19 protein-coding genes and 1 pseudogene are annotated in these 23,576 nt (G+C 63.2%); 19 read left to right on the top strand and 1 reads right to left on the bottom strand.

Going from position 1 to position 23,576, the window contains the following annotated elements:
- The first annotated feature begins 5 nt into the window (after window positions 1-5).
- The 19 genes and pseudogenes from AC1DVN_RS09125 to AC1DVN_RS09035 all read left to right on the top strand — a co-directional run bounded on the left by AC1DVN_RS09125 (window position 6) and on the right by AC1DVN_RS09035 (window position 22,189).
- On the top strand, window positions 6-1,640 hold the full coding sequence (locus AC1DVN_RS09125) for a UDP-N-acetylmuramoyl-L-alanyl-D-glutamate--2,6-diaminopimelate ligase (RefSeq protein ID WP_021344563.1): 1,635 nt from the start codon (window positions 6-8) through the stop codon (window positions 1,638-1,640).
- On the top strand, window positions 1,637-3,196 hold the full coding sequence (locus tag AC1DVN_RS09120; protein ID WP_021344562.1) for a UDP-N-acetylmuramoyl-tripeptide--D-alanyl-D-alanine ligase: 1,560 nt from the start codon (window positions 1,637-1,639) through the stop codon (window positions 3,194-3,196). Before AC1DVN_RS09125 ends, AC1DVN_RS09120 begins: the two co-directional genes overlap by 4 nt.
- Window positions 3,193-4,275, top strand: a complete 1,083-nt coding sequence (gene mraY, locus AC1DVN_RS09115; RefSeq protein ID WP_003941699.1) for a phospho-N-acetylmuramoyl-pentapeptide-transferase — start codon at window positions 3,193-3,195, stop codon at window positions 4,273-4,275. The genes AC1DVN_RS09120 and mraY overlap by 4 nt, the downstream gene beginning before the upstream one ends.
- A gap of 5 nt (window positions 4,276-4,280) precedes the next feature.
- Window positions 4,281-5,804 carry a UDP-N-acetylmuramoyl-L-alanine--D-glutamate ligase gene (gene murD, locus AC1DVN_RS09110; protein ID WP_477993732.1) on the top strand — a complete coding sequence of 508 codons (1,524 nt, stop codon included), beginning with the start codon at window positions 4,281-4,283 and terminating at the stop codon, window positions 5,802-5,804.
- Window positions 5,801-7,279, top strand: a complete 1,479-nt coding sequence (gene ftsW, locus AC1DVN_RS09105) for a putative lipid II flippase FtsW (RefSeq protein ID WP_019748873.1) — start codon at window positions 5,801-5,803, stop codon at window positions 7,277-7,279. Before murD ends, ftsW begins: the two co-directional genes overlap by 4 nt.
- Window positions 7,276-8,445, top strand: coding sequence for an undecaprenyldiphospho-muramoylpentapeptide beta-N-acetylglucosaminyltransferase (murG, locus tag AC1DVN_RS09100; RefSeq protein WP_019748872.1), 1,170 nt, complete (start codon window positions 7,276-7,278; stop codon window positions 8,443-8,445). The genes ftsW and murG overlap by 4 nt, the downstream gene beginning before the upstream one ends.
- Complete coding sequence (gene murC, locus AC1DVN_RS09095; protein ID WP_477993731.1) at window positions 8,442-9,950, top strand: UDP-N-acetylmuramate--L-alanine ligase; 1,509 nt, start codon at window positions 8,442-8,444, stop codon at window positions 9,948-9,950. The genes murG and murC overlap by 4 nt, the downstream gene beginning before the upstream one ends.
- On the top strand, window positions 9,947-10,753 hold the full coding sequence (locus AC1DVN_RS09090; protein ID WP_019748870.1) for a cell division protein FtsQ/DivIB: 807 nt from the start codon (window positions 9,947-9,949) through the stop codon (window positions 10,751-10,753). Before murC ends, AC1DVN_RS09090 begins: the two co-directional genes overlap by 4 nt.
- 258 nt (window positions 10,754-11,011) lie before the next feature.
- The gene (gene ftsZ / locus AC1DVN_RS09085) at window positions 11,012-12,199 is read left to right on the top strand and encodes a cell division protein FtsZ (protein WP_003941788.1); all 1,188 of its coding nucleotides are present in this window, start codon (window positions 11,012-11,014) and stop codon (window positions 12,197-12,199) included.
- A gap of 108 nt (window positions 12,200-12,307) precedes the next feature.
- On the top strand, window positions 12,308-13,075 hold the full coding sequence (gene pgeF, locus AC1DVN_RS09080; protein WP_051296029.1) for a peptidoglycan editing factor PgeF: 768 nt from the start codon (window positions 12,308-12,310) through the stop codon (window positions 13,073-13,075).
- Window positions 13,076-13,081: 6 nt separating this feature from the next.
- Window positions 13,082-13,831, top strand: coding sequence for a YggS family pyridoxal phosphate-dependent enzyme (locus AC1DVN_RS09075; protein ID WP_019748868.1), 750 nt, complete (start codon window positions 13,082-13,084; stop codon window positions 13,829-13,831).
- 85 nt (window positions 13,832-13,916) lie between these two features.
- The gene (locus AC1DVN_RS09070) at window positions 13,917-14,567 is read left to right on the top strand and encodes a cell division protein SepF (protein ID WP_003941752.1); all 651 of its coding nucleotides are present in this window, start codon (window positions 13,917-13,919) and stop codon (window positions 14,565-14,567) included.
- Window positions 14,568-14,756: 189 nt separating this feature from the next.
- Complete coding sequence (locus AC1DVN_RS09065; protein WP_003941780.1) at window positions 14,757-15,035, top strand: YggT family protein; 279 nt, start codon at window positions 14,757-14,759, stop codon at window positions 15,033-15,035.
- 126 nt (window positions 15,036-15,161) lie between these two features.
- Window positions 15,162-15,989, top strand: coding sequence for a DivIVA-like cell division protein Wag31 (gene wag31 / locus AC1DVN_RS09060; RefSeq protein ID WP_003941722.1), 828 nt, complete (start codon window positions 15,162-15,164; stop codon window positions 15,987-15,989).
- 49 nt (window positions 15,990-16,038) lie between these two features.
- Window positions 16,039-16,224 (top strand): annotated as a pseudogene (locus AC1DVN_RS09055) (hypothetical protein); the annotation flags it as partial.
- Between the two features lie 420 nt (window positions 16,225-16,644).
- Complete coding sequence (ileS, locus tag AC1DVN_RS09050) at window positions 16,645-19,758, top strand: isoleucine--tRNA ligase (protein WP_020908068.1); 3,114 nt, start codon at window positions 16,645-16,647, stop codon at window positions 19,756-19,758.
- Window positions 19,759-19,826: 68 nt separating this feature from the next.
- The gene (locus AC1DVN_RS09045) at window positions 19,827-20,165 is read left to right on the top strand and encodes a TfoX/Sxy family protein (protein ID WP_021344556.1); all 339 of its coding nucleotides are present in this window, start codon (window positions 19,827-19,829) and stop codon (window positions 20,163-20,165) included.
- Window positions 20,166-20,201: 36 nt separating this feature from the next.
- Complete coding sequence (locus AC1DVN_RS09040) at window positions 20,202-21,566, top strand: DNA polymerase IV (protein WP_042452844.1); 1,365 nt, start codon at window positions 20,202-20,204, stop codon at window positions 21,564-21,566.
- Window positions 21,567-21,682: 116 nt separating this feature from the next.
- On the top strand, window positions 21,683-22,189 hold the full coding sequence (locus AC1DVN_RS09035) for a WKL family lipoprotein (RefSeq protein WP_477993730.1): 507 nt from the start codon (window positions 21,683-21,685) through the stop codon (window positions 22,187-22,189).
- Here the strand turns inward: AC1DVN_RS09035 and gad are convergent.
- On the bottom strand, window positions 22,183-23,574 hold the full coding sequence (gene gad / locus AC1DVN_RS09030) for a glutamate decarboxylase (protein WP_021344553.1): 1,392 nt from the start codon (window positions 23,572-23,574) through the stop codon (window positions 22,183-22,185). The two genes, AC1DVN_RS09035 and gad, sit on opposite strands and share 7 nt — an antisense overlap.
- Between the last annotated feature and the right edge of the window lie 2 nt (window positions 23,575-23,576).

The raw sequence follows: 23,576 nt of genomic DNA, 5'->3' as shown, positions 1-23,576 counted from the left end.
TGACAGTGCCGAATCGTTTGCAATCGTCGAACTCGGACGGCGCTCCCGGGACGCGTCCGACACAACCGGTTGCTACCGCGATCACGGCGCTCTCCGAATTGTCCGGAGCTCGCCTCGAATGGGTCGGGCAACCGGGATCACAGTCGTCGGAGGTCGTCGTCAAGGGCGTCGACCTGCGTGCGCAGGGAATCGTGGCCGATGACCTCTTCGCCGCTCTGCCCGGTGCCAGGACGCACGGCGCTCAGTTCGCCGTCGACGCTCTGGGGCGCGGTGCGACCGCGATCTTGACCGACGAGGCCGGTCTCGAATTGATCGAGGCCGCCGGCAAGGCGCCCGACCGGTCCGTCCCGGTTCTCGTTCATCCGAACCCGCGGGATGTGCTCGGTGAGATCTCAGCGGAGATCTACGGCCGGCCATCGGAGAAGATGCAGGTCGTCGGCATTACCGGCACATCCGGCAAGACGACGACGTCGTACTTGCTCGAAGCGGCGATTGCCGGAGCCGGCCGCAAGCCCGGTCTGGTTGGCACCATCGAGACTCGGATCGACGGCCGCCGAGTACCCAGCGCTCTGACCACGCCGGAAGCTCCGCAACTCCATGCTCTTTTCGCCGTGATGGCAGAGCAGGGGATCGATACCGTTGTCATGGAGGTGTCCAGTCACGCGCTGGCTCTCGGACGCGTCGACGGCATCCGCTTCGACATCGGCGCGTTCACCAATCTTTCGCAGGACCACCTGGATTTCCATCGGGACTTCGAGGAGTACTTCCAGGCCAAGGCTCGACTGTTCGATCCCGAGTCGACGGTGCGAGCCGAGCATGCCGTCGTCTGCGTCGACGACGTATGGGGTCGACGGATGGCTGAGTTGGCCGCGACCGACGAGAGCGATGCGGTGACCACGGTCTCGACCTCGACGGCCGAGGCCGAGTGGAAGGTCGGCGCCGTCCAGGTTGCCGAGGACGGCTCGCAGACCTTCGAGTTGGTCGGACCGGACGGACAATCGTGGCCCGTCTCGCTTCGCCTCCCCGGTCGATACAACGTGGCCAACGCAGCCTTGGCACTGACTGTCAGCTTCGCGGCCGGACTCGATCCGGACGCTGCTGTTCGAGCACTCGGAACGGTGGATGTCCCCGGACGGGTCCAGCGGATCGACCGTGGGCAGAGCTTCCTGGCAGTCGTCGACTACGCCCACAAACCGGCAGCGCTCGAAGCCGTGATCGCCACCCTGCGCAATCAGGTTCCCGGCCGAGTGGCTGTGGTCGTCGGTGCGGGCGGTGACCGCGACGCCGGCAAACGCACCCTCATGGGCGAAGCTGGTGCGAGGGGCGCAGACCTGCTGATCGTCACCGACGACAACCCGCGCACCGAGGATCCCGCGAAAATTCGCGCTTCGGTTATGCAAGGCGCCATCGACGTTCCCGAATCCGAACGCGGCGAGATTCGCGAAGTGGGGGACCGGGCGCTCGCGATCGAGCAAGCAGTCCGGTGGGCGCAGCCAGGCGACGTAGTACTGGTGGCAGGCAAAGGCCACGAAGTGGGTCAAGAAATCGACGGGGTCAAACACCCATTCGACGACCGCGAGGTGTTGGGCGAAATGATCGGCCGATTCGCGATCAACACAGCACATGGAGGCAAGCAATGATCCCGATGACGCTCTCTCGGATCGCCGAGATCGTCGGAGGAACCCTGCATGACGTCGACGATCCGTCGACTCAGGTGACAGGAACCGTCGAATTCGATTCGCGCAAGGCTGGTCCAGGTGGACTGTTTCTCGCACTCCCCGGCGCACGCGTCGACGGTCACGACCATGCGGAAGCGGCGGTGGCCGCCGGTGCGGTGGCGGTGCTAGCAGCGCGGCCGGTCGGGGTTCCGGCGATAGTTGTCCCGTCGGTACCGAACGACGGTCCGAGCGCTGTGATGTTGCTCGAACATGACACAGACGGATCCGGGGCTGCCGTCTTGCATGCCCTCGGCCTCCTGGCCAGGGCCGTGGTCGACGAACTGGCAGCAGAGGGGTCGGCTTCGGGGGGCGGGCTGACGCTGGTCGGTGTCACTGGTTCGGCAGGCAAGACCTCGACCAAGGACCTGATTGCGGCGCTGCTTCGCGAGCGCGGTGAGGTGGTCGCCCCACCAGGCTCGTTCAACAACGAACTGGGTTTGCCGTGGACTGTGCTCCGCGCCGACGAGAAGACCCGCTTCCTGGTCCTCGAGATGTCGGCCCGTGGGGTCGGTCACGTCGGCGAACTGACCAAGATCGCGCCGCCGAAGATCGGCGTCGTTCTCAATGTCGGCACCGCCCATCTCGGTGAATTCGGTTCGCGTGAAGCGATCGCGGTCGCCAAAGGTGAACTGGTGGAAGCACTCCCGTCGGCAGCCGACGGTGGAGTTGCGGTCCTCAACGCCGACGACCGCATGGTCGCCGCAATGGCGAGTCGAACCAAGGCCCGGATCGTATTCGTCGGTCAGTCCGAAGACTGCGACGTTCGGGCGACCGACGTTGTTGTCGACGACCAGGCCCGGGCTTCCTTCACGCTGAACTGTTCACAGGGTTCTGCGCGTATTCGCCTGGCCGTTCACGGCGAACATCACGTGAGCAACGCTCTTGCCGCTGCGGCCGTCGCACTCGAGAACGGCCTCGCGGTTGCAGACATCGCGCGTGTCCTCGAGGGCACGAAGGCAGCGTCCGCGAGGCGGATGGAAGTCACCGAGCGCGCCGACGGCGTCACCGTCGTCAACGACAGTTACAACGCAAATCCCGATTCCATGCGCGCTGCGCTCAAAGCGTTGGTGTCCATGGCGCGATCGGATCGGCACTTCGGGCGCCGTAGCTGGGCTGTGCTCGGTGAGATGGGTGAACTCGGGCCGGAATCGGTCGTCGAGCATGACGCGATCGGTCGCCTGGCCGTCAGACTAGATGTCAGCAAGTTGATCGTCGTCGGAACGGGCCGCACCTCGCGTGCGATGCATCAAGGTGCGGTGATGGAGGGGTCGTGGGGTGACGAGTCCGTCGTCGTGCCAGACGCAGCTGCGGCAATCGCCATTCTCGAAGCGGAACTCGAACCGGGCGATCTCGTCCTGGTGAAGGCATCCAAGTCGGTTGAACTGTGGACGGTCGCCGAAGCGATTCTGGCCGCAACGTCCAGCGACAACACCGGTGACGCGAACACCGATGGCGAGAACGGCGGGGATTCGCAGTGATCCAGATTCTTCTCGCCGCAGGCATCGCGCTGGCGGTCTCCATCATGCTCACGCCGATCCTGATCAAGGCGTTCTCGAAACAAGGTTTCGGGCAGGAGATCCGAACCGAAGGTCCAGCCAGTCACCAGGCCAAGCGAGGCACTCCCACGATGGGCGGCGTCGCGATCCTGACCGGAATCTGGGCCGGCTATCTCGGCTCACACCTCATCGGTCTCGGAATGGACAACGCGGAGGGGCCATCGGCGTCCGGCCTACTCGTTCTCGGTCTGACCACCGCGCTCGGTGGAGTCGGTTTCCTCGACGACTTCATCAAGATCCGCAAGCAGCGCAATCTGGGACTGAACAAGACCGCGAAGCTGGTCGGCCAGTTCGTCGCTGCCATTGCCTTCGGAATCTTGGCCCTGCAGTTCCGCGGTGACGACGGGCTGACTCCGGGCAGTGTTCATTTGTCGTACGTCCGCGACATCGCCACCGTCTCACTCGGTTCCGTGGTCTTCATCGCCTTTTGCTACCTACTGGTCAGCGCCTGGTCCAATGCCGTCAACCTGACGGACGGCCTCGATGGACTGGCCGCCGGAGCGATGAGTTTCGTTCTCGGCGCCTACGTCATCATCACGTTCTGGCAGTTCCGCTACTCGTGCGAGACGAATCCCGGTAAGGGTTGCTACGACGTCCGAGACCCGCTCGATCTCGCGGTGCTCTGCGCGGCCGGCGCCGGCGCGTGCATCGGTTTCCTCTGGTGGAATGCCGCACCCGCCAAGATCTTCATGGGCGACACCGGTTCTCTTGCCCTCGGCGGCATGCTCGCCGGATTGTCGATCACCACAAGCACGGAACTGTTGATGGTGGTCATCGGTGCACTGTTCGTCGCGGAGGCCGCGTCGGTGGTGATCCAGGTAGCGGTGTTCCGGTCCAGCCGACGGCGGGTCTTCCGAATGGCGCCGTTCCATCACCACTTCGAACTCGCCGGGTGGGCTGAAACCACGGTCATCATCAGATTCTGGTTGCTGGCGGCTATTGCGTCGGCTATCGGATTGGCACTCTTCTACAGCGAATACCTCGCAGCGCTCGGAGGCTGAAAACCATGACCAGCTCAGCGGATTCCGAGAACGACCTGTCCTGGCTCCGCGGTACGCGAGTGCTGGTCGCCGGAGGGCGGGTGTCCGGTCAAGCGACCATCGAACCTCTCGTCGCTCTTGGTGCTGTCGTGACGGTCGCCGATTCGACCTTGGACTTTGCGGAGCGCTGCGCCGAGCKCGGCGCGGACATGGTGACCACCACCTCGATCGAGGATGCTCCGGATTCGATCACCGAGTACGGGCTCGTCGTCACCAGTCCGGGCTTTCGGCCCGATGCACCGATCCTTGCAGCGGCCGCCGGTCACGGGATTCCCATCTGGGGAGACGTCGAGTTCTCGTGGCGCGTCGACCACAGCGGGCACTTCGGCGGTCCCCGTAAGTGGCTCGTCGTGACGGGGACGAACGGCAAGACCACGACGACGTCGATGCTGGCGTCGATTCTCGACGCCGCCGGAGTTGTCGGCCGAGCCTGCGGGAACATCGGGCTTCCGATACTCGACGCACTCGCCGAGACGTCGCCGCGCGTGGAGTACCTCGCTGTCGAACTGTCGTCTTTCCAATTGCACTGGGCGCCTTCGGTGCGTCCGGATGCCGGCGTCGTCCTCAATGTCGCCGAGGATCACCTCGACTGGCACGGCGGAATGAGCGCGTACGCCGAGGCAAAGTCGCGGGCGCTGAGTGGAAAGGTCGCGGTGGTCGGCCTCGATGACGCAATCGCTTCCGAACTGGGAACTCGCGCAACTGCAGACATTGTCACCGGGTTCAGATTGGGTGAACCGGGCGAAGGAGAACTGGGTGTCGAAGCGGGACACCTCGTGGACAACGCTTTCGGCGATCACGTCCGCTTGGCCGAAGCAGCTTCCATAGATCCGGCCGGCCCGGCAGGCGTCATGGACGCGCTGGCCGCTGCCGCTTTGGCGCGGGCACTCGGATTCGAGGCCGACGTCGTCGAACGCGGTCTGGCCGCACACAAGGTCGGCCCACACCGAGGGGCCCTGGTCGGTCGTGTCGGGTCCGTTGTGTACATCGACGATTCCAAGGCCACCAATCCGCACGCAGCCAGGCCGTCGATACTCGCGCACGACCGCGTCGTCTGGGTTGCAGGCGGTCTGCTCAAGGGCGCAAGCGTCGAGCAGTTGGTGAGCGAAGTGGGACCGAGACTGTCCGGCGCCGTTCTTCTCGGCCGTGACGCCGGTGTGATCGAGGACGCGCTGGCGCGACACGCGCCCGATGTTCCCGTGGTGCACGTGCTGTCGGGGGACGATGAAGCGGTGAGCGAAAACAGCAGCAACTCGACTCTCACCATCCGGCTGCCGTCGGGTGCCGACGCGGATGCCGTCATGGCCGCAGTGGTCGTCGAAGCTGCCGAGTTGGCGTCCCCCGGTGATGCAGTTGTACTTGCCCCGGCCGCCGCGTCCTTGGACATGTTCGCCAGCTACGGACACCGTGGTGACAGTTTCGCCGCCGCCGTAGCCGCATTACCCGATCCGTTCACGGATTTGCCTGGCCAAGCCGGGAACTTGCTATGACCAAGGGTCCCAAGACCCGAATCGGTGCCTGGTTGGCGCGGCCGTTGGCGTCGTTCCACCTGGTGGTGACGATTGCCACGATGTTGACTGTCTTGGGGCTCGTGATGGTTCTGTCTGCGTCGAGCGTCGAGCAGTACGTGTCCGGTGGCTCGGCATATTCGTTGTTCACCCAGCAGTTGATCTTCGCGATTCTCGGGGCGGTGCTCTTCTACGTCGCGCTGCGGATCCCGGCGAGAGTGCTCCGGCAGTATTCGTTTCCGCTGTTCGTCGTCGTGCTGATCATGCTGGTACTCGTTCTGATTCCGGGAATCGGCACCGAAGCGCAGGGTGCGCGTCGCTGGTTCAACGTCGGTGGATTCTCGGTGCAACCATCGGAAATCATGAAGGTCGCCTTGGCGATCTGGGGCGCGCATCTGTTGGCCTCGAGACGTCCGGACGACCGATCCGTGAAGTCGATCCTGATTCCGCTCGTGCCCGCTGCGATGCTGGTCTTCGCCTTGGTCGTCGCGCAGCCGAACCTCAGTACGACCATCGCACTGGGAATCATCGTCGGGGCCCTGCTGTGGTTCGGCGGGCTTCCACTGAAACTCTTCGGCTCGATAGCGCTGACAGGCGTTGTCGGCGCCGCTGTCCTGGCCATGACGGCCGGGTATCGATCCGACCGAGTCCAGGCCTTCTTCAACAAGAGTGATGACCTGCAGGGCAACAACTATCAGGCCAAGCAGGCCTTGTATTCGCTCGCAGACGGCGGCGTTTTCGGTCGCGGACTCGGGCAGAGCGTCGCCAAATGGAACTACCTACCGAACGCGCACAACGACTTCATCTTCGCGATCATCGGCGAAGAGCTGGGATTTGTCGGCTGCGCTGTGGTGATCGGTTTGTTCGCTGTATTCGTGTACACGGGATTGCGGATCGCAGCCCGCAGCATCGATCCGTTCTGGCGGCTCCTGTCGGCCACCGCAACTACCTGGATCGTCGGCCAGGCGATGATCAACATCGGTTACGTCATCGGACTGCTGCCGGTGACCGGACTCCAGTTGCCCTTGGTCTCCGCCGGTGGTTCGTCCTTGGCGATCACGCTGTTCATGTTCGGGGTCATCGCCAATGCAGCGCGCCACGAGCCAGAAGCAGTTGCCGCTCTGAACTCCGGGCAGGACGGCAAGATCTCGAAGTTGCTCAGACTGCCCAAGCCGGTGCTGTACCACCCGCCGTCAGGGGGCCGGCCTATCCGTCGACCGAAGCCCGCACGACAGATCGAACCGGCACGCGGACGCGACGGCCGGCGCGCGATCGAGACGGGCGATCGACGCAAGCGGGCAGATCAAGGCGCTCGCCCTTCCTCGGATTCCAACCGAGGTGCGGCCGCTGGGTCACGGAAGCGCACCGCGGGAGGGCAGAATGGTCAGCGTCGGCAGGCGCCGACACGTAGGGCACAAGATCCACGAGAAGTTCGAGAGCGAGGAATTCGTAGGTGAGCGGCAACAAATCGGCTCTGTCGGTAGTGGTGGCAGGGGGAGGCACGGCTGGTCACATCGAACCCGCACTTGCGGTCGCGGACGCGGTCAAGGCCGCTCAGCCCGACACCAGGATCACCGCACTCGGGACAGCACGTGGTCTCGAAACCACCTTGGTGCCTGCCCGCGGGTACACACTCGAGCTCATTCCGCCGGTTCCGCTTCCTCGTAAGCCCACGATGGATCTGGTGAAATTGCCGACACGCATCCTCGCCTCGGTGCGCAAGACCCGTGAGGTACTCGATTCCGTCGACGCCGACGTGATCGTCGGTTTCGGTGGTTACGTCGCGCTTCCGGCGTATCTTGCCGCACGTGGCGGTGTTCTTCGGCGCCGCCGCAAGATTCCGATCGTCATCCACGAGGCGAACGCCAGTGCCGGCATCGCGAACAAGATCGGTGCTCGCCTGGCGACGCGGGTGCTTGCCGCTGTTCCGGGTTCCGGAGTGAAGAACCGCGGCGATCAGGACGCCGAGATCGTCGGCATCCCGGTTCGCGCGTCGATCGCCAATTTCGATCGAGCGGGACTCCGCTCGCAAGCTCGCGAGTACTTCGGACTGCCTCAGGACGGTCCCGTTCTGCTCGTCTTCGGCGGATCGCAAGGCGCGAAGTCGCTCAACGACGCGGTGTCCGGAGCAGCGGAAGAACTGGCGAAGGCCGGGATCTCGGTCCTTCACGCACACGGACCCAAGAACTCCCTCGAGGTCACGCAGTACTCGGAGACGGCACCGTATGTGGCTGTTCCTTATCTTTCGCGGATGGATCTCGCGTATGCCGCAGCCGACGCGACGATCTGTCGTTCGGGCGCGATGACGGTCGCCGAGGTCTCGGCGGTCGGACTACCGGCCGTCTACGTTCCGTTGCCGCACGGCAACGGTGAACAGGAACTCAACGCGAAACCCGTTGTCGCAGCGGGCGGCGCGATCATCGTCTCCGACAACGAGCTCACGCCGACGTTCGTCGCCGGCACCGTCGTCCCGATGCTGAGCGACAGCGCGCGTCTCGACAAGATGAGCAGTGGCGCTGCCAATGTCGGGCACCGCACGGCGGCAACCGAGATCGCACGGATCGTGCTCGACATCGCGGCAAAGGAAAACGCCGTCCAGGAAAACGCAAGGGGAAACCGATGACCGCGCTGCCCGCCCACCTCGAGCGAGTACACATGGTCGGAATCGGCGGTGCCGGTATGTCCGGCATCGCTCGAATTCTGCTTTCCCGCGGGGGCCTTGTCTCGGGTTCGGACGCCAAGGAGAGCCGAGGAGTCCTGGCGCTTCGTGCACGCGGGGCACAGGTCCGGATCGGCCACGACGCCGATGCTCTCGACCTGCTGCCAGGTGGACCGACCGTCGTCGTCACGACGCACGCAGCTATCCCGAAGGACAACCCGGAACTCGTCGAGGCCGCTCGCCGCGGAATCCCGGTGATTCTTCGGCCGGCTGTCCTTGCATCACTCATGCAGGGCAATCGCACGTTCCTGGTTTCGGGAACACACGGCAAGACGTCGACGACCTCGATGCTCGTGGTCGCCCTGCAGCACTGCGGTTTCGACCCCTCGTTTGCCGTTGGCGGCGAACTCAACGAGGCGGGCACGAATGCCCATCACGGCAGCGGTGACGTTTTTGTCGCCGAGGCGGACGAGAGCGACGGGTCGCTGCTTCAGTACGACCCCAACGTGATCGTCGTGACCAACATCGAGGCCGATCACCTCGACTACTTCGGCAGCGTCGAAGCGTATGTGAAGGTGTTCGACGATTTTGTCGACAAGCTACGTCCGGGTGGACTCTTGATTGCTTGCCTCGACGATCCGGGATCTGCGGATCTCGCGAAGCGAATCGTGGCCTCGGGTCGTTCGGACATCCGTGTGCTCGGTTACGGATCAGCGGATGCGCAGGAAGTAGAAGCGGGCACTGCCTTCGAGCCTGTCGACRGCGTCGAGGTCGGAGTCCGACTACTGGGCTTCCATGCACACGACGTCGGGGGAGTCCTGCAGTTCCAACTGGCCGGTGAGAGCGCCGCGCGAACCGTGCGGATGGCAGTGCCGGGTCGGCACATGGCGCTCAACGCACTTGCCGCCCTGCTGGCCGCCCGTGATGCGGGCGCCGAGACCGAGGAGATCGTCGAGGGGCTCGCCGGATTCGGTGGCGTCCACCGCCGCTTCCAGTTCACCGGCCGCGAGCGTGGTGTCCGGGTGTTCGACGACTACGCCCACCATCCGACCGAAGTTCGCGCGGTTCTCGGCGCGGCCGCGGATCTGGTTCGACCGGAAGATGATTCGTCGTCGACCAATTCGGCAGCCGGACGTGTGATCGTGGTCTTCCAACCTCACCTCTATTCGCGCACAGCGGCATTTGCCGTGGAGTTCGCGCAGGCACTGGACTTGGCCGACGAGGTAGTGGTTCTTGATGTCTACGGTGCTCGCGAAGAGCCGATGCCGGGAGTCAGCGGTGCGCTTGTCGCTCAATCGGTCACCAAACCTGTTCACTATCAACCCGATCTGTCGCAGGCACCGAAGCAGGTGGCGGCGTTGGCTCACCCCGGCGACATCGTCATCACGATGGGCGCCGGTGACGTGACCATGCTCGGCAAACAGATCCTCGATGCTTTGCGTTCGGCGCCGCATCCCGCGCCGCGATGACACCCGACGCACGAAGTCGTCGCGGGCGTCGAGATCCTCAGGCCAGGCGAGCCACCAGTACGCGTCGGCGCAGTACTCGCACCGAATCGCGATATTCGACGCGGTCGACGGAGCCGGCTCCCGAACCCACGCCGACTCGTAAGTGGTTCAAGCGACCGCTGATCGTGGCACCGCTGGCAATCGTGCTGGTGGTGGGAATTGCGCTGACGGCCTGGTTGTCTCCGGTGCTCTCGGTCCGGGGCACCGAAGTTCTCGGTGCGACGACGGTCAGTGAGGAACAGATCCTTTCGCTCCTGGCAGTACCGACCGGTCAGCCGTTGATGCGGGTCGACACCGGCGCCGCCGCCGCACGTGTAGCGACGATTCCGAAGGTGGCCTCCGCCCGAGTGCAGCGGATGTATCCGTCGACCATTCGCGTCACCGTCACCGAACGGGTACCGGTTGTCTTCGTCGACTCACCCGAGGGGGCACACCTGCTGGACGAGAAGGGTGTCGACTTCGAGATGGGAGTCCCGCCGCCGGGGGTTCCGCGTCTGGTGACACCGACGCCGGGATGGAACGACGAGCCGACGCTTGCCGCGCTCGAGGTGTTGTCGGTGTTGCCGCCGGATCTGAGATTTCAGGTGGGAGAGGTTGCCGCTCGGTCGATTTCGAGTGTCACGCTGACTCTGCTCGACGGTCGCGTCGTAAACTGGGGCGGTGTCGAGCACTCGGATCGTAAGGCTGCCGTGACGCTTCCTCTGTTGACTCAACCGGGGCAGACGTACGACGTGTCCAGTCCTGATCTTCCGACGGTCCGATAGCGCACGGTGCACCCGTGCGCCGGTGCGTGGCAAATACTTCGGTGTGTCTCGGCGCGCCTAATGGCGGAACGCGACGACGGTGCATAGCGTTTCGTTTCAGATCGAATACTTGACATAACTCTAACCCTGTGGTTGAGGTTTAGAGTTTATCTCGAACACCAGCAGTAACAAATACACCAGCAGTTACAAATACAGCAGCAGTAAAAAGACAGCAGCACTGACAAACAGCGTGAAACACGACACGGAAGGCGAGAGCCGATGACGCCCCCGCACAACTACCTCGCCGTAATCAAGGTCGTCGGCATCGGCGGCGGCGGCGTGAACGCAGTCAACCGCATGATCGAACAGGGACTCAAGGGAGTCGAGTTCATCGCGGTCAACACGGACGCGCAAGCCCTTCTGATGAGTGACGCCGACGTCAAGCTCGACGTCGGTCGTGAATTGACCCGTGGCCTCGGCGCCGGTGCTGACCCTGAAGTGGGTCGCAAGGCAGCCGAAGATCACAAGGACGAGATCGAAGAGGTCATCAAGGGCGCCGACATGGTGTTCGTGACCGCAGGCGAGGGTGGTGGCACCGGAACCGGTGGTGCCCCTGTCGTGGCAAGCATCGCCCGGAAGCTGGGCGCACTCACCGTCGGCGTCGTGACTCGGCCGTTCTCCTTCGAGGGCAAGCGTCGTGGGGGACAGGCGGATACCGGAATCCAGGCGCTCCGTGAGTCCTGCGACACGCTGATCGTCATTCCCAACGATCGCCTGCTCCAGTTGGGTGACGCGGCCGTCAGCCTCATGGACGCCTTCCGCAGCGCCGACGAGGTTCTCCTCAACGGTGTCCAGGGCATCACCGACCTCATCACCACCCCGGGTCTGATCAACGTCGACTTCGCGGACGTCAAGGGTGTCATGTCCGGTGCAGGCAGTGCGTTGATGGGCATCGGATCCTCACGTGGTGAGGGACGCGCGATCAAGGCGGCGGAATCTGCGATCAATTCGCCTCTCCTCGAAGCATCGATGGAAGGCGCCCGCGGCGTTCTCCTGTCGATCGCCGGCGGTAGCGATCTGGGCCTGTTCGAGATCAACGAGGCGGCTTCGCTGGTGCAGGAAGCCGCGCACATCGACGCCAACATCATCTTCGGAACGGTCATCGACGATTCACTCGGTGACGAGGTTCGTGTGACGGTCATCGCTGCGGGATTCGACGGAGGAGCTCCGGCTCGTCGTCCCGTGGAGTCGACCGCACAGGGACGTGGAGCTATCGGCGCCGGGCGCGCGGGTGAGGTCGGCCGGTCACCGGTGGCCGCCGAACCTGCTGGCGAGCAGCCGATTTCCGCAGCGCGCGAGACGACGGGTTCGGGTAGCTTGCCTCCGATCGGTGGCCCACGCCATGCGCCGGTCCAGGAAGACGAGGGCGACGACGACGTCGATGTGCCTGTCTTCATGCGTCGCTGACGCAGGGCTACAAACAGTTTCGAGAACAGGGTGCCCGGAATTTCTGGGTACCCTGTTCTTGACTGGATGTCCGGTCACGTCTGAGCCGGACGACAACTTTCGACGTTTGTGAGCACACTTATCTTGAGTACCGAGAAGTCGACCATCCGCACCCGCATTCGCCGCGTCGTGACCAGCCGAGCCGGTGGTGTTTCCGCGTCGCCGTACGAGTCGTTCAATCTCGGCGATCACGTCGGAGACGATCCGGCAGCCGTCGAGGCGAATCGCCGTCGTCTGGCACGCGAAATAGGCGTCGAGCCTGACCATCTCGTGTGGATGGAACAGATCCACTCGCGCAACGTCACTGTCGTGACGGAACCGACCGACGAAGTGATTCCCGTGACGGACGCTCTGGTCACCACCGTTCCCGGCCTGGCGCTCGCCACCCTCAGCGCAGACTGTGTTCCCGTTCTGCTCTCCGACGAGGAGGCCGGTGTGATCGCGGCAGTTCATGCCGGACGGATCGGTGCCCGCATCGGTATCGTCCCGCGTGTCCTCGCGGAGATGGTGCGACAGGGCGCGGACGTCTCACGTATCGGTGCCTTCCTCGGCCCGGCAGCGAGCGGACGCCAGTACGAGGTTCCCGCCGCGATGCGTGCGGACGTGGAAAAGCACTTGCCGGGCAGCGCAACTCGCACCGAGAAGGGCACGCCGGGACTCGATCTGCGTGCGGGACTGCGTAAGCAGTTGCTCGCCGCGGGTGTGTCCGGTGTTGCCGAGGACCCGCGGTGCACGATCGAGGATCGCGCGTTGTTCAGTCATCGCCGAGAATCTCTGACCGGGCGTCAAGCTGCAGTGATCTGGATGGAAGCGCCCGCAGCGCAGGAAACCGTCTAGGCAGAAATGCGCCAGACGGATATGCGGCTGACAGAAATATCGACGGCACTCGACTCGGTGCGTGCGCGGCTGGCGGCCGCCTGCCTTGCCGCCGGTCGTGAAGTTTCCGACGTAGCACTGCTGCCAGTTACCAAATTCTTTCCGGCGTCCGACGCCCGAATCCTGTACGAACTGGGTTGCCGTGAATTCGGTGAGTCTCGTGAGCAGGAAGCAGTGGAGAAGGTCGCGGACTTCGACGGCGCTGCACAGAGCGGCGCGATCGACGATCCGGTTCGCTGGCACATGATCGGGCAGTTGCAGCGCAACAAAGCGCGTTCGGTAGCGAAGTGGGCCTACGCAATTCACTCGGTGGACAGTGCACGACTGGCCGATGCACTCGATCGGGCGGCGCTCGGAGCTTTGTCCGACGGGGAGCGTAAAGCGCCGCTGCGGGTGCTCATCCAGGTAAGTCTCGACGGAGACCCTGCGCGTGGCGGAGTTCCGACGGGAGAGCTAACCCCTCTCGCCGAGCGGATCGAATCAGCCGAAGGTCTCGAATTTGCGGGACTGATGGCCGTCCCGCCACTTGGATCAGATCCGGACGAGCAGTTCGAAATCCTCCGCAGGGCACATCTTTTGATTCTCGAATCGCATCCCCGGGCAACCGAACTCTCGGCTGGCATGACCGGTGATCTGGAGGCCGCAGTGCGCCACGGATCAACGTGCGTGCGTGTCGGAACCGCACTGCTCGGCTCACGACCAGTAATCTCGAGGTGATCGCTCAGGTGATCGCCCAACCCGTCCACACCGCTGCGACCGGTCGCAGTCGGATTGATTCCGCCGCGCCAAGGAAGGTCGATCAATGAGCAACCTGCATAAGTTCAAGGCTTACTTCGGCATGGTTCCCCTCGATGACTACGAGGACGAATACGTGGAGGAGCCCGATCAGGCTCGCCGCGCACCCCGTCGTAGTCACGACGGCTATGCCGAGCGCGACGACCGCGAGTTCGTCGAACCTGCCTTCTCGAAGGCGAGCTACGCGCCCAGTCGTCGTGACGAAGAGGACGCGGAGTTCGATCGCTACGATTCCCGGCCCCGCGTCGACACCGTTCCCAGCCGCAGTAGCCGCCCGGCGATGGCGCCGCGTCCGGCAAGCCGTGGAAACCTCGCGGTCGACGCCCGTGCAGAGCGTCCCGAAGCGCGACGTGCGCCTGTTGTCGATGACGGCGGCCCGCTCGCCAAGATCACGACACTGCGTCCGCAGAGCTACGCAGAGGCCCGCACCATCGGTGAGCGGTTCCGCGACGGCACCCCCGTCATCATGGATCTGGTCGACATGAGCAACGCCGACGCGAAGCGTCTGGTCGATTTCGCGGCCGGCCTGGCGTTCGCATTGCGTGGTTCTTTCGACAAGGTAGCCACCAAAGTGTTTCTTCTCTCACCGGCTGACATCGACGTTTCCGCTGAGGAACGCCGTCGTATCGCGGAGACGGGTTTCTACAGCCAGAAATGATGGTCTCGACCGCAGTCCGGCCCCTGAGCAGGGGTGACGTGAGCACATTCGAACGGCGGCCCGTCTCGGCGGACGCCGCATTCGGACCCATCGCCGGCCGTTACAAGACGGACTCGATGCGGGCCGGTTCCGGAATTGCTGCGGTGTGTCTGTTTTGGACACACCGCAGAAGTCAGGCAGAGTGAGGGTGTGGACGCGCTTCTCTCTGTGATCTATCTGGTGCTGGTTGTCTTCTGGCTGTTGCTGATCGGCAGAGTGATCGTCGAGTTCGTTCGTTCGTTTGCCAGAGATTGGCGACCGACCGGATTGGTCGCAGTCATTCTCGAAACCATTTTTACGATCACCGATCCTCCGGTGAAACTGCTCCGCAGGTTGATCCCCCCGATCAACCTCGGTGGAGTTCGCTTGGATCTATCCATCATGGTCTTGCTTTTCATCGTCATCATCCTGATGTCGGTTGTTCGCTGAGCGCAGTCCGAGTGAGTGGTATGCCAGAATGGAAGCCATAACTCATCCGGTGGTTCGCCACTACGTAGACTGTGTTGCAACTGAATGCTTGCTAGACCGCCAAATGACGCGTGAAGGGATCCTTCCATGCCGCAACTGACTCCAGCTGACGTGCACAACGTTGCGTTCAGCAAGCCGCCTATCGGCAAGCGTGGCTACAACGAGGACGAGGTCGACGCATTCCTCGACCTCGTCGAGCAGGCGCTGTCGCAGCTCATCGAAGAGAATGCGGACCTGCGCCAGCGCGTAGGTGAGCTGGATCAGGAGCTCGCGGCTGCCAAGAAGTCGCCGGCACCTGCTCAGCAGGCAGCACCCGTCGCAGCGCAGCCCAAGCCGGAGCCCGCTCGGGTCGTCGAACCGCCCAAGCCTGCACCCGTTGCAGCTCCGGTTCCCGCCGCCGCTGCCGTTGCAGCGCCGCAGAGTGGCGACACCCACATGCAGGCCGCGAAGGTCCTCGGACTGGCTCAGGAGATGGCGGATCGCCTCACCAACGATGCCAAGACCGAATCCGAGCAGCTGCTCGGCAGTGCTCGCACCAACTCCGAGCAGCTCATGAGCGAGGCTCGCAGCAAGGCCGACGGCATGATCGCGGATGCGCGCAACAAGTCGGAGGCAATGCTGACCGACGCTCAGACTCGCTCTGAGACCCAGCTTCGCCAGGCTCAGGAGAAGGCAGACGCTCTCAAGGCAGACGCCGAGAAGAAGCACACCGAAATCATGGCGACCATCAACCAGCAGCGTTCGGTCCTCGAGGGCCGTATCGAGCAGCTCAAGACGTTCGAACGTGAGTACCGGGTGCGCCTGAAGTCCTACCTGGAATCGCAGCTCGAAGAGCTCGAACAGCGTGGCTCGGCCGTTCCGGTCGACGGTGGACAGGATTCCTACAGCCCGTCCTTCGCCAAGGGAAACAGCTGACCGAGAGCGCCTCGTCGGCTCAGCTATCGGACCGGACAAAGGTTGATACGTGCTGGTCGTGACGTTGGTTCTCGCGGGAGTTGGCTTCGCTCTCCTGATCGTTGCCCTGACCACAGGGTCGCTGATCTGGGCGTGGGCATGTATCGCGATTTGTGTAGCAGGTGCCGTCCTCCTGCTGGTCAGTGCGCTGACCAGCAGGAAGGCGGTTCCTTCGTTGGATGACCCGATATCGGGCAGCGGCGTGTCGTCGCCTTACGGTCGAGTCGAGAGTTCCTCGGATTCCTCGACCGATGATGCAGCTACTGCCAACGACGACAATCAGGGAAACCACGGCGGGTCGCCGGGTGCCCCCGACAAGACCTAGGGCGAGTTCCGACAAGGTCCAGGACGAGTATTAGACTGTCCAACACGAATACCAGGCTGTGATCCGGCAATCACCGGGGAGCTTTCGGAAGAACGGTTGTCGACGCTTTCGTACGTGTCGAGGACCCAGTAGAACCGAACGGGTGAGCCCGTCACAGCTCGATCGAGTGGCAGCTCGAGATCCGGTGTGAAAGCACGGATCTGCGGGGTGCAAACGGGGTGGTACCGCGGTGTCGGCGCACAAGCGTCACGTCGTCCCCGTGCCGAGTCCGACTGGCACGAGGAGATCGCCATGGCGAGTAACGGGTATCCCAAAGTCGACTACGGTGTCCCCGCCGACACCGGAGTCAAGTTCCCCGAACTGGAACAGAAAGTCCTGAAACAGTGGGACGACGACGACACCTTCCGTGCGTCGGTTTCCAATCGGGACGGTAACGAAGAGTTCGTTTTCTACGACGGACCGCCATTCGCAAACGGTTTGCCGCACTACGGCCACCTGCTGACGGGGTACGTCAAGGACCTGGTGCCGCGCTTCCAGACAATGCGTGGACGCAAGGTCGAACGACGCTTCGGCTGGGATTGCCACGGCCTTCCGGCAGAGCTCGAAGCGGAGAAGCAGCTCGGCATCAAGGACAAGGCCGAGATCGAAGTCATGGGTCTGGCCAAGTTCAACGAGTACTGCAAGGCCTCGGTGCTCAAGTACACCGACGAGTGGCGTGACTACGTCACCCGCCAGGCGCGCTGGGTCGATTTCGACAACGACTACAAGACCCTGGACGTCGACTTCATGGAGTCCGTCATGTGGGCCTTCAAGGAGCTGCACGACAAGGGCCTGATCTATCAGGGCTTCCGTGTGCTGCCCTACAGCTGGTACGAGCAGACTCCGCTGTCCAATCAGGAGACTCGTCTCGACGACGCGTACAAGATGCGTCAGGATCCTGCAGTCACGGTCGACATGCCGCTGGTCGCTCCGGGTTCACCCCTCGACGGCGCAAACGCGATCATCTGGACCACGACTCCGTGGACACTGCCGTCCAACTTGGCCACTGCGGTTCATCCCGAGGTCGACTACGTCCAGGTGCTCGGCGAGGACGGAAAGCGGTACGTGCTCGCAGAAGCACGGGTAGCTCATTACGCACGTGAACTGGGGGAGGACCCCGAGGTCGTTTCCCGTCACAAGGGCGCCGAGCTGGTCGGACTGTCGTACACTCCGCCGTTCGACTTCTTCCTCGGACATCCGAATGCGCACGTCGTGCTCTCGGCGGACTACGTGACAACCGACTCCGGAACCGGAATCGTCCACCTCGCACCGGCTTTCGGTGAAGAGGATATGGACGTGGCCACGGCCAACGGTATCGAGGTCGTACAGCCGCTCGATCCGGGTGGAAAGTTCACCTCGATGGTTCCGCCGTACGAGGGCCTGATGGTGTTCGACGCCAACCCGGTCATCATCAAGGACCTCAAGGCTGCCGGAAAGCTGCTGCGGCACGAGACGATCGAGCACTCGTACCCACACAGTTGGCGCAGTGGGCAGCCGCTGATCTACATGGCGGTTCCCTCGTGGTTCGTCGCGGTCACCAAGTTCCGAGATCGCATGGTCGAGCTGAACAAGGACATCACCTGGGTGCCCGAGCACATCCGTGACGGCCAGTTCGGCAAGTGGCTCGAAGGTGCACGAGACTGGAACATCAGCCGAAACCGTTACTGGGGCAGCCCGATCCCGGTGTGGGTGTCGGACGATCCGCAGTACCCGCGTACGGACGTGTACGGCTCGCTCGATCAGTTGGAGGCAGACTTCGGTGTGCGTCCGACCGACCTGCATCGCCCGATGATCGACGACCTGGTCCGTCCGAACCCCGACGACCCGACCGGGAAGTCGATGATGCGCCGCGTTCCCGAGGTGCTCGACTGCTGGTTCGAATCCGGTTCGATGCCGTACGCGCAGGTGCACTACCCATTCGAGAACCGTGAATGGTTCGAGGGCCATTTCCCGGGCGATTTCATCGTCGAGTACAACGGGCAGACTCGCGGCTGGTTCTACACGCTGCACGTACTGGCAACCGCACTCTTCGATCGTCCGGCGTTCAAAACCGTTGCTGCGCACGGCATCGTGCTCGGCGACGACGGACTGAAGATGAGCAAGTCCAAGGGCAACTACCCGGACGTGAAGGAGGTGTTCAACCGCGACGGCAGCGATGCCATGCGATGGTTCCTGATGTCCTCGCCGATCTTGCGCGGCGGAAACCTCATCGTGACCGAGCAGGGCATCCGCGAAGGCGTACGTCAGGCGTTGCTCCCGCTGTGGAACGCCTGGAGCTTTTTGCAGTTGTACGCGCCGGAATCCGGTGTGTGGCGTACCGATTCGGAGAACATCCTAGATCAGTACATCCTGGCCAAGCTCGCTACCACCCGCGACGTGATCACCGAGGCCCTCGAGGTCAACGACATCGCCGGCGCGTGCGACGAGCTTCGGTTGTTCTGTGATGCGCTCACCAACTGGTATGTGCGACGGTCTCGTTCGCGGTTCTGGGACGAGGATCGCGACGCGATCGACACCCTGCACACCGTGCTCGAGGTCGTGACGCGTCTCGCTGCGCCGCTGTTGCCGCTGGTATCCGAGGTGATCTGGCGCGGGTTGACCGGGGAGCGCTCGGTTCACCTGGCTGATTGGCCCGAGGCGTCGGAGCTCCCCGCGAACCCCGAGCTGGTAGCGGCGATGGACGACGTCCGGACCGTGTGCTCCACGGTGCTGAGCCTGCGCAAGGCGCAGAATCTGCGAGTTCGTCTTCCGCTGCCCGAGGTCACGGTTGCGGCGCCGGATGCCGAGCGTCTGCGTCCGTTCCTCGGACTGATTGCCGACGAGGTCAACGTCAAGAAGGTCGATCTGACCGATGACGTCGACGTGCACGGGCGCTTCGAGATCGCGGTCAACGCGCGTGCTGCAGGACCGCGTCTGGGCAAGTCCGTTCAGACTGTCATCAAGGCGGTCAAGGCGGGCGACTGGACCGAGAACGCTGACGGCGTCGTGGTTGCGGCGGGCATCGAACTGCTGCCCGAGGAGTACACGCAGAAACTGGTTGCAGCCGAGCCTGATTCGACGGCTGCATTGCCCGACGGTGCGGGACTCGTCGTACTCGATTCCGTCGTGACGGAGGAACTCGAAGCCGAGGGCTGGGCGAAGGACCGTATCCGTCAGTTGCAGGATGCGCGTCGTGCCGCCGGTTTGGACGTCTCGGACCGGATCAACGTCGTACTCGAGGTTCCGCAGGACTGCAAGGAGTGGGCGGAGCGTCATCGCGAATTGATCGCCGGTGAGGTTCTGGCCACCTCGTTCTCGGTGGGTGAAGCGGGAGACGACGCCGTCGATCTCGGTGACGGTATCCGCGCCGCGATCACGAAGGTCTAATACCGCCGTAACTACTCCGGTTCCCCGATGAATGTCTGTATGTCGGGGTGCCGGAGTAGTTTGCTCTCATGAGTACGAGCAAGGAAACCGTGGCGCGCATTCTCGAGCAGTTGGAACCGCTCGACGTGCGGGCAAGGGCGATGTTCGGCGAGTACGGATTGTATTGCGACGAGAAGATCGTGGGCTTGATCTGCGGAGACGTTCTGTTCGTCAAACCCACCGAGGTCAGTGCGGAGTTCGGATCAGAGGCGGATCTGGCTCCGCCGTACCCGGGAGCGAAGGATTACTACCGGGTGACGGAGGAACGGTTGCAGGACCTCGATCACCTGCACGCCTTCATTCAACGGACTGCCGACGTACTACCCCTGCCGAAGAAGAAGTCGCCCAAGAAGAAGGCGCGGACGTAAATTCTGCACCTACTTTTGAGAGAACCGTAACTCCCGATGAATCAAGGTGATCCCACACGAAGTCGCAGGTGGGTGCTGCATCTCGACATGGATGCGTTTTTCGCTTCCGCCGAGCAGTTGACGCGTCCCACGCTGCGAGGTCGGCCGGTGCTGGTCGGCGGCTTGGGCGGGCGCGGAGTGGTGGCCGGGGCAAGTTACGAAGCGAGAGTTTTCGGTGCGCGTTCGGCAATGCCGATGCACCAAGCACGCCGGATGGTCGGTGGCGGAGCGGTGGTATTGCCACCGCGGATGTCGTTGTATTCAGTTCTGAGTAAACGCACCTTCGACGCGTTGCGCCTTCGTATGCCGATCCTCGAGCAATTGTCGGTGGACGAGGCCTTCGGTGAACCGGTGGAGTTGGCCGGAGTTGGGGCCGACGAGGTCCGCGCGTTTTGCGAGGACCTGCGGGCGTTGATCAAGGCCGAGACCGGGTTGGTCGCCTCGATCGGTGCCGGCGCAGGTAAGCAGGTCGCCAAGATCGCGTCGGGACTGGCAAAGCCCGACGGCGTCGCAGTGATTCCTCCCGGGATGCAGCACGAGTTGCTCGATCCTCTTCCGGTGCGAAAGCTGTGGGGGATCGGTCCTGTTGCCGAGGAAAAGCTCAAGCGTCTCGGCATCGAAACCATCGGAGGGTTTGCCCGCACTCCCATAGCCGAGGTGGCGTCGATACTCGGAACCACTGTCGGACCGGGGTTGCATCGGCTTGCGCAGGGGATCGACGATCGGCCGGTCGCCGAGCGTGCCGAATCCAAGCAGATCAGCGCGGAATCCACGTTCGCCGCAGACATCGTCACGATGGCACAATTGCGCGCGGCCGTCGAAAGTAGTGGTCGTGCAGCATTTTCCAGGCTGGAGAAGGACGGAAGAGCTGCTCGCACCGTCGTACTGAAGCTCAAGAAGTCCGACATGAGCATTCTGACGCGATCCGTGACGCTGCCGTTTGCCACGATCGACCGCCAAATCCTTATCGCGACCGCGCAGAAACAGGTCATCGATCCACAGGAATTGGGGCCGATTCGCCTGGTCGGTGTGGGATTCGCCGGTTTGTCCACCGTTCGGCAAGGATCACTTTTTCCCGAGTTGGATCAGGACGTTCCCGGCTATCCGGTCGAGACTCTCACGGGCGCCCTCGATGAGGCCGAACTCGACGTTCCGGTGGCCGCACGCGTCCCTCAGCGCTACTGGCACCCTGGTTTGGACGTGAAGCATCCAGAATACGGACACGGTTGGGTGCAGGGCGCCGGGCACGGAGTGGTGACAGTTCGCTTCGAAACCCGTTCCAGCGGAACGGGAATAGCCAAAACCTTCGCCGAATCGGATGAGGTGCTCGAGGTAGCAGATGCGGTCGACAGCCTTCTCTGAGGATGTCCTTAGACTTTTTCCGCTTACCGTTGGGTAATGTTGTCGACGATCCTCGAGCAAGCACGATGTTCGACTGACGCTCGAATGTGAACACCCGAATGGATAGGACTGAGAAGTTGAAGCTTCAGAAGATGACCGTTGCAGCCGTGGCGATCGCAGCAGCCCTGACGATGACCGCTTGTGGCTCGGATGACAAGACCGACTCACCCACCACGACGTCCAAGAGTGCGACGGCCACCACCAGCACCACGGACGTTGCAGCTCCCGAGCTCCCGACGTCTGCTGAGCTCAACGGCAAGGTCGCTCAGGCACTCGACGAGACCGTTCCGGCCGCAGACAAGGTCAACCTCGTCCAGGGCGCCGAGCAGGATCCCGAGCTGATCAACCAGGTCGCCGCTGCCGCCAAGGCTGCCGGCGCGCAGGTCGAGATCCTCGACCCGGTCACCGACACGGGTAGCGAGACGGCCGCAGCTTCGCTGAACATCGTCGTCAACGGCCAGCCGCTGCAGCAGGGTCTGCAGGCTTCGTTCGTCTACGAGGACGGCGTCTGGAAGCTCTCGAAGRCCGTCGACTCCCGAAAGGGAGTCGGCGGCCGCTCTTCATGCAGTGAGCGTCGTCAGTGATGGAATCCCTCGGTGACGCGTGGCCGCGGCATCGGGCTGTCGAGTTCGTCGAGGAACGCGGTTTCCTCTTCGATGATGCGCAGCAGATTGGCTGCCAGGTCCATGCTCAGTCCGTTACGAACCACGATGCGCTGCACTGTCAGATCCGAGAGATCGTCCGGCATGGGATAGGCCGGCACCAACCAGCCCTTGCCCCGCAGTCGGTCGGACAGGTCGTACAGCGTCCAGTTGGACGTGTGGCCCTCGGCGAGGCGCCACGCGAAGACCGGGATGTCGGAACCGTCGTTCCACAGTTCGAAGGCGTCCAATTTCCCGATTCCTTCGGCGAGGAATTTCGCCACGTCCTGTGAGGACTGCTGGATCGCGCGATAGCCGTCGTGGCCGAGACGCAGGAACAAGTAGAACTGCAGGATCACCTGAGCGCCGGGCCGCGAGAAGTTCAGCGCGAAGGTCGGCATACTGCCGCCGAGGTAGCTCACCTTGAACACGAGGTCGTCGGGAAGTAGATCCTGCGATCGCCAGACCACCCAGCCGAGGCCGGGGTAGACGAGTCCGTACTTGTGCGCCGAGGTGTTGATGGAGTGCACGCGTGGGAGCCGGAAATCCCATTCGAGTTCGGGCTGTAGGAACGGGGCGATCATTGCGCCGGAAGCGCCGTCGACGTGGATGGGAACGTCGAGTCCCGTCTTTTCCTGGATCGCGTCGAGTGCCTTCGAGATTTCCAGGACCGGCTCGTACATCCCGGTGTACGTGACACCCATGATCGCGACGACGCCGATCGTGTTCTCGTCGACGTACTTGTCCAGATCGTGACCGTCGAGGGTCCGGTGTTCCTCGCTGATCGGCACGTAGCGCGCCTCGACGTCCCAGTAGTTGCAGAATTTCTCCCAGCACACCTGGACGGCGGAACTCATGATGAGATTTGGTTTTTCGGTCGACTTGCCCGCGGCTTTTCGTGCGTGCTGCCAGCGCCGTTTCATCGCCAGGCCACCGAGCATGCACGCCTCGGACGAACCGATCGTCGAGGTACCGATTGCGTCCTTGGGGGAGGGCGAGTGCCAGAGGTCGGCAAGGATGCGCCAGCAATAGGTTTCGATCGCGGCGGTCTGTGGATACTCGTCCTTGTCGATCATGTTCTTGTCGAACGACTCGGTATACAGCTTGGTGGCGTGATCGTCCATCCACGTGCTGACGAACGTCGCGAGATTGAGCCGCGCATTGCCGTCGAGCATCGTTTCGTCGTGGACGATCTGATAGGCGGTCTCGGGAAGCATGCCGTCGGGTTCGAGTGTGTACTTCGATGCAACCGAATCCTCGCCGGGCCTCGAGAAGATCGGATTGACGGCTACGTAATCGGTGTGATCTGACCTTCTGGGTTCCGGCATGA

Source organism: Rhodococcus sp. P4_E4 (assembly GCF_056401575.1).
The sequence above is the reverse complement of the archived record's forward strand: the minus strand, read 5'-3'. Positions and strand labels throughout refer to the sequence as shown.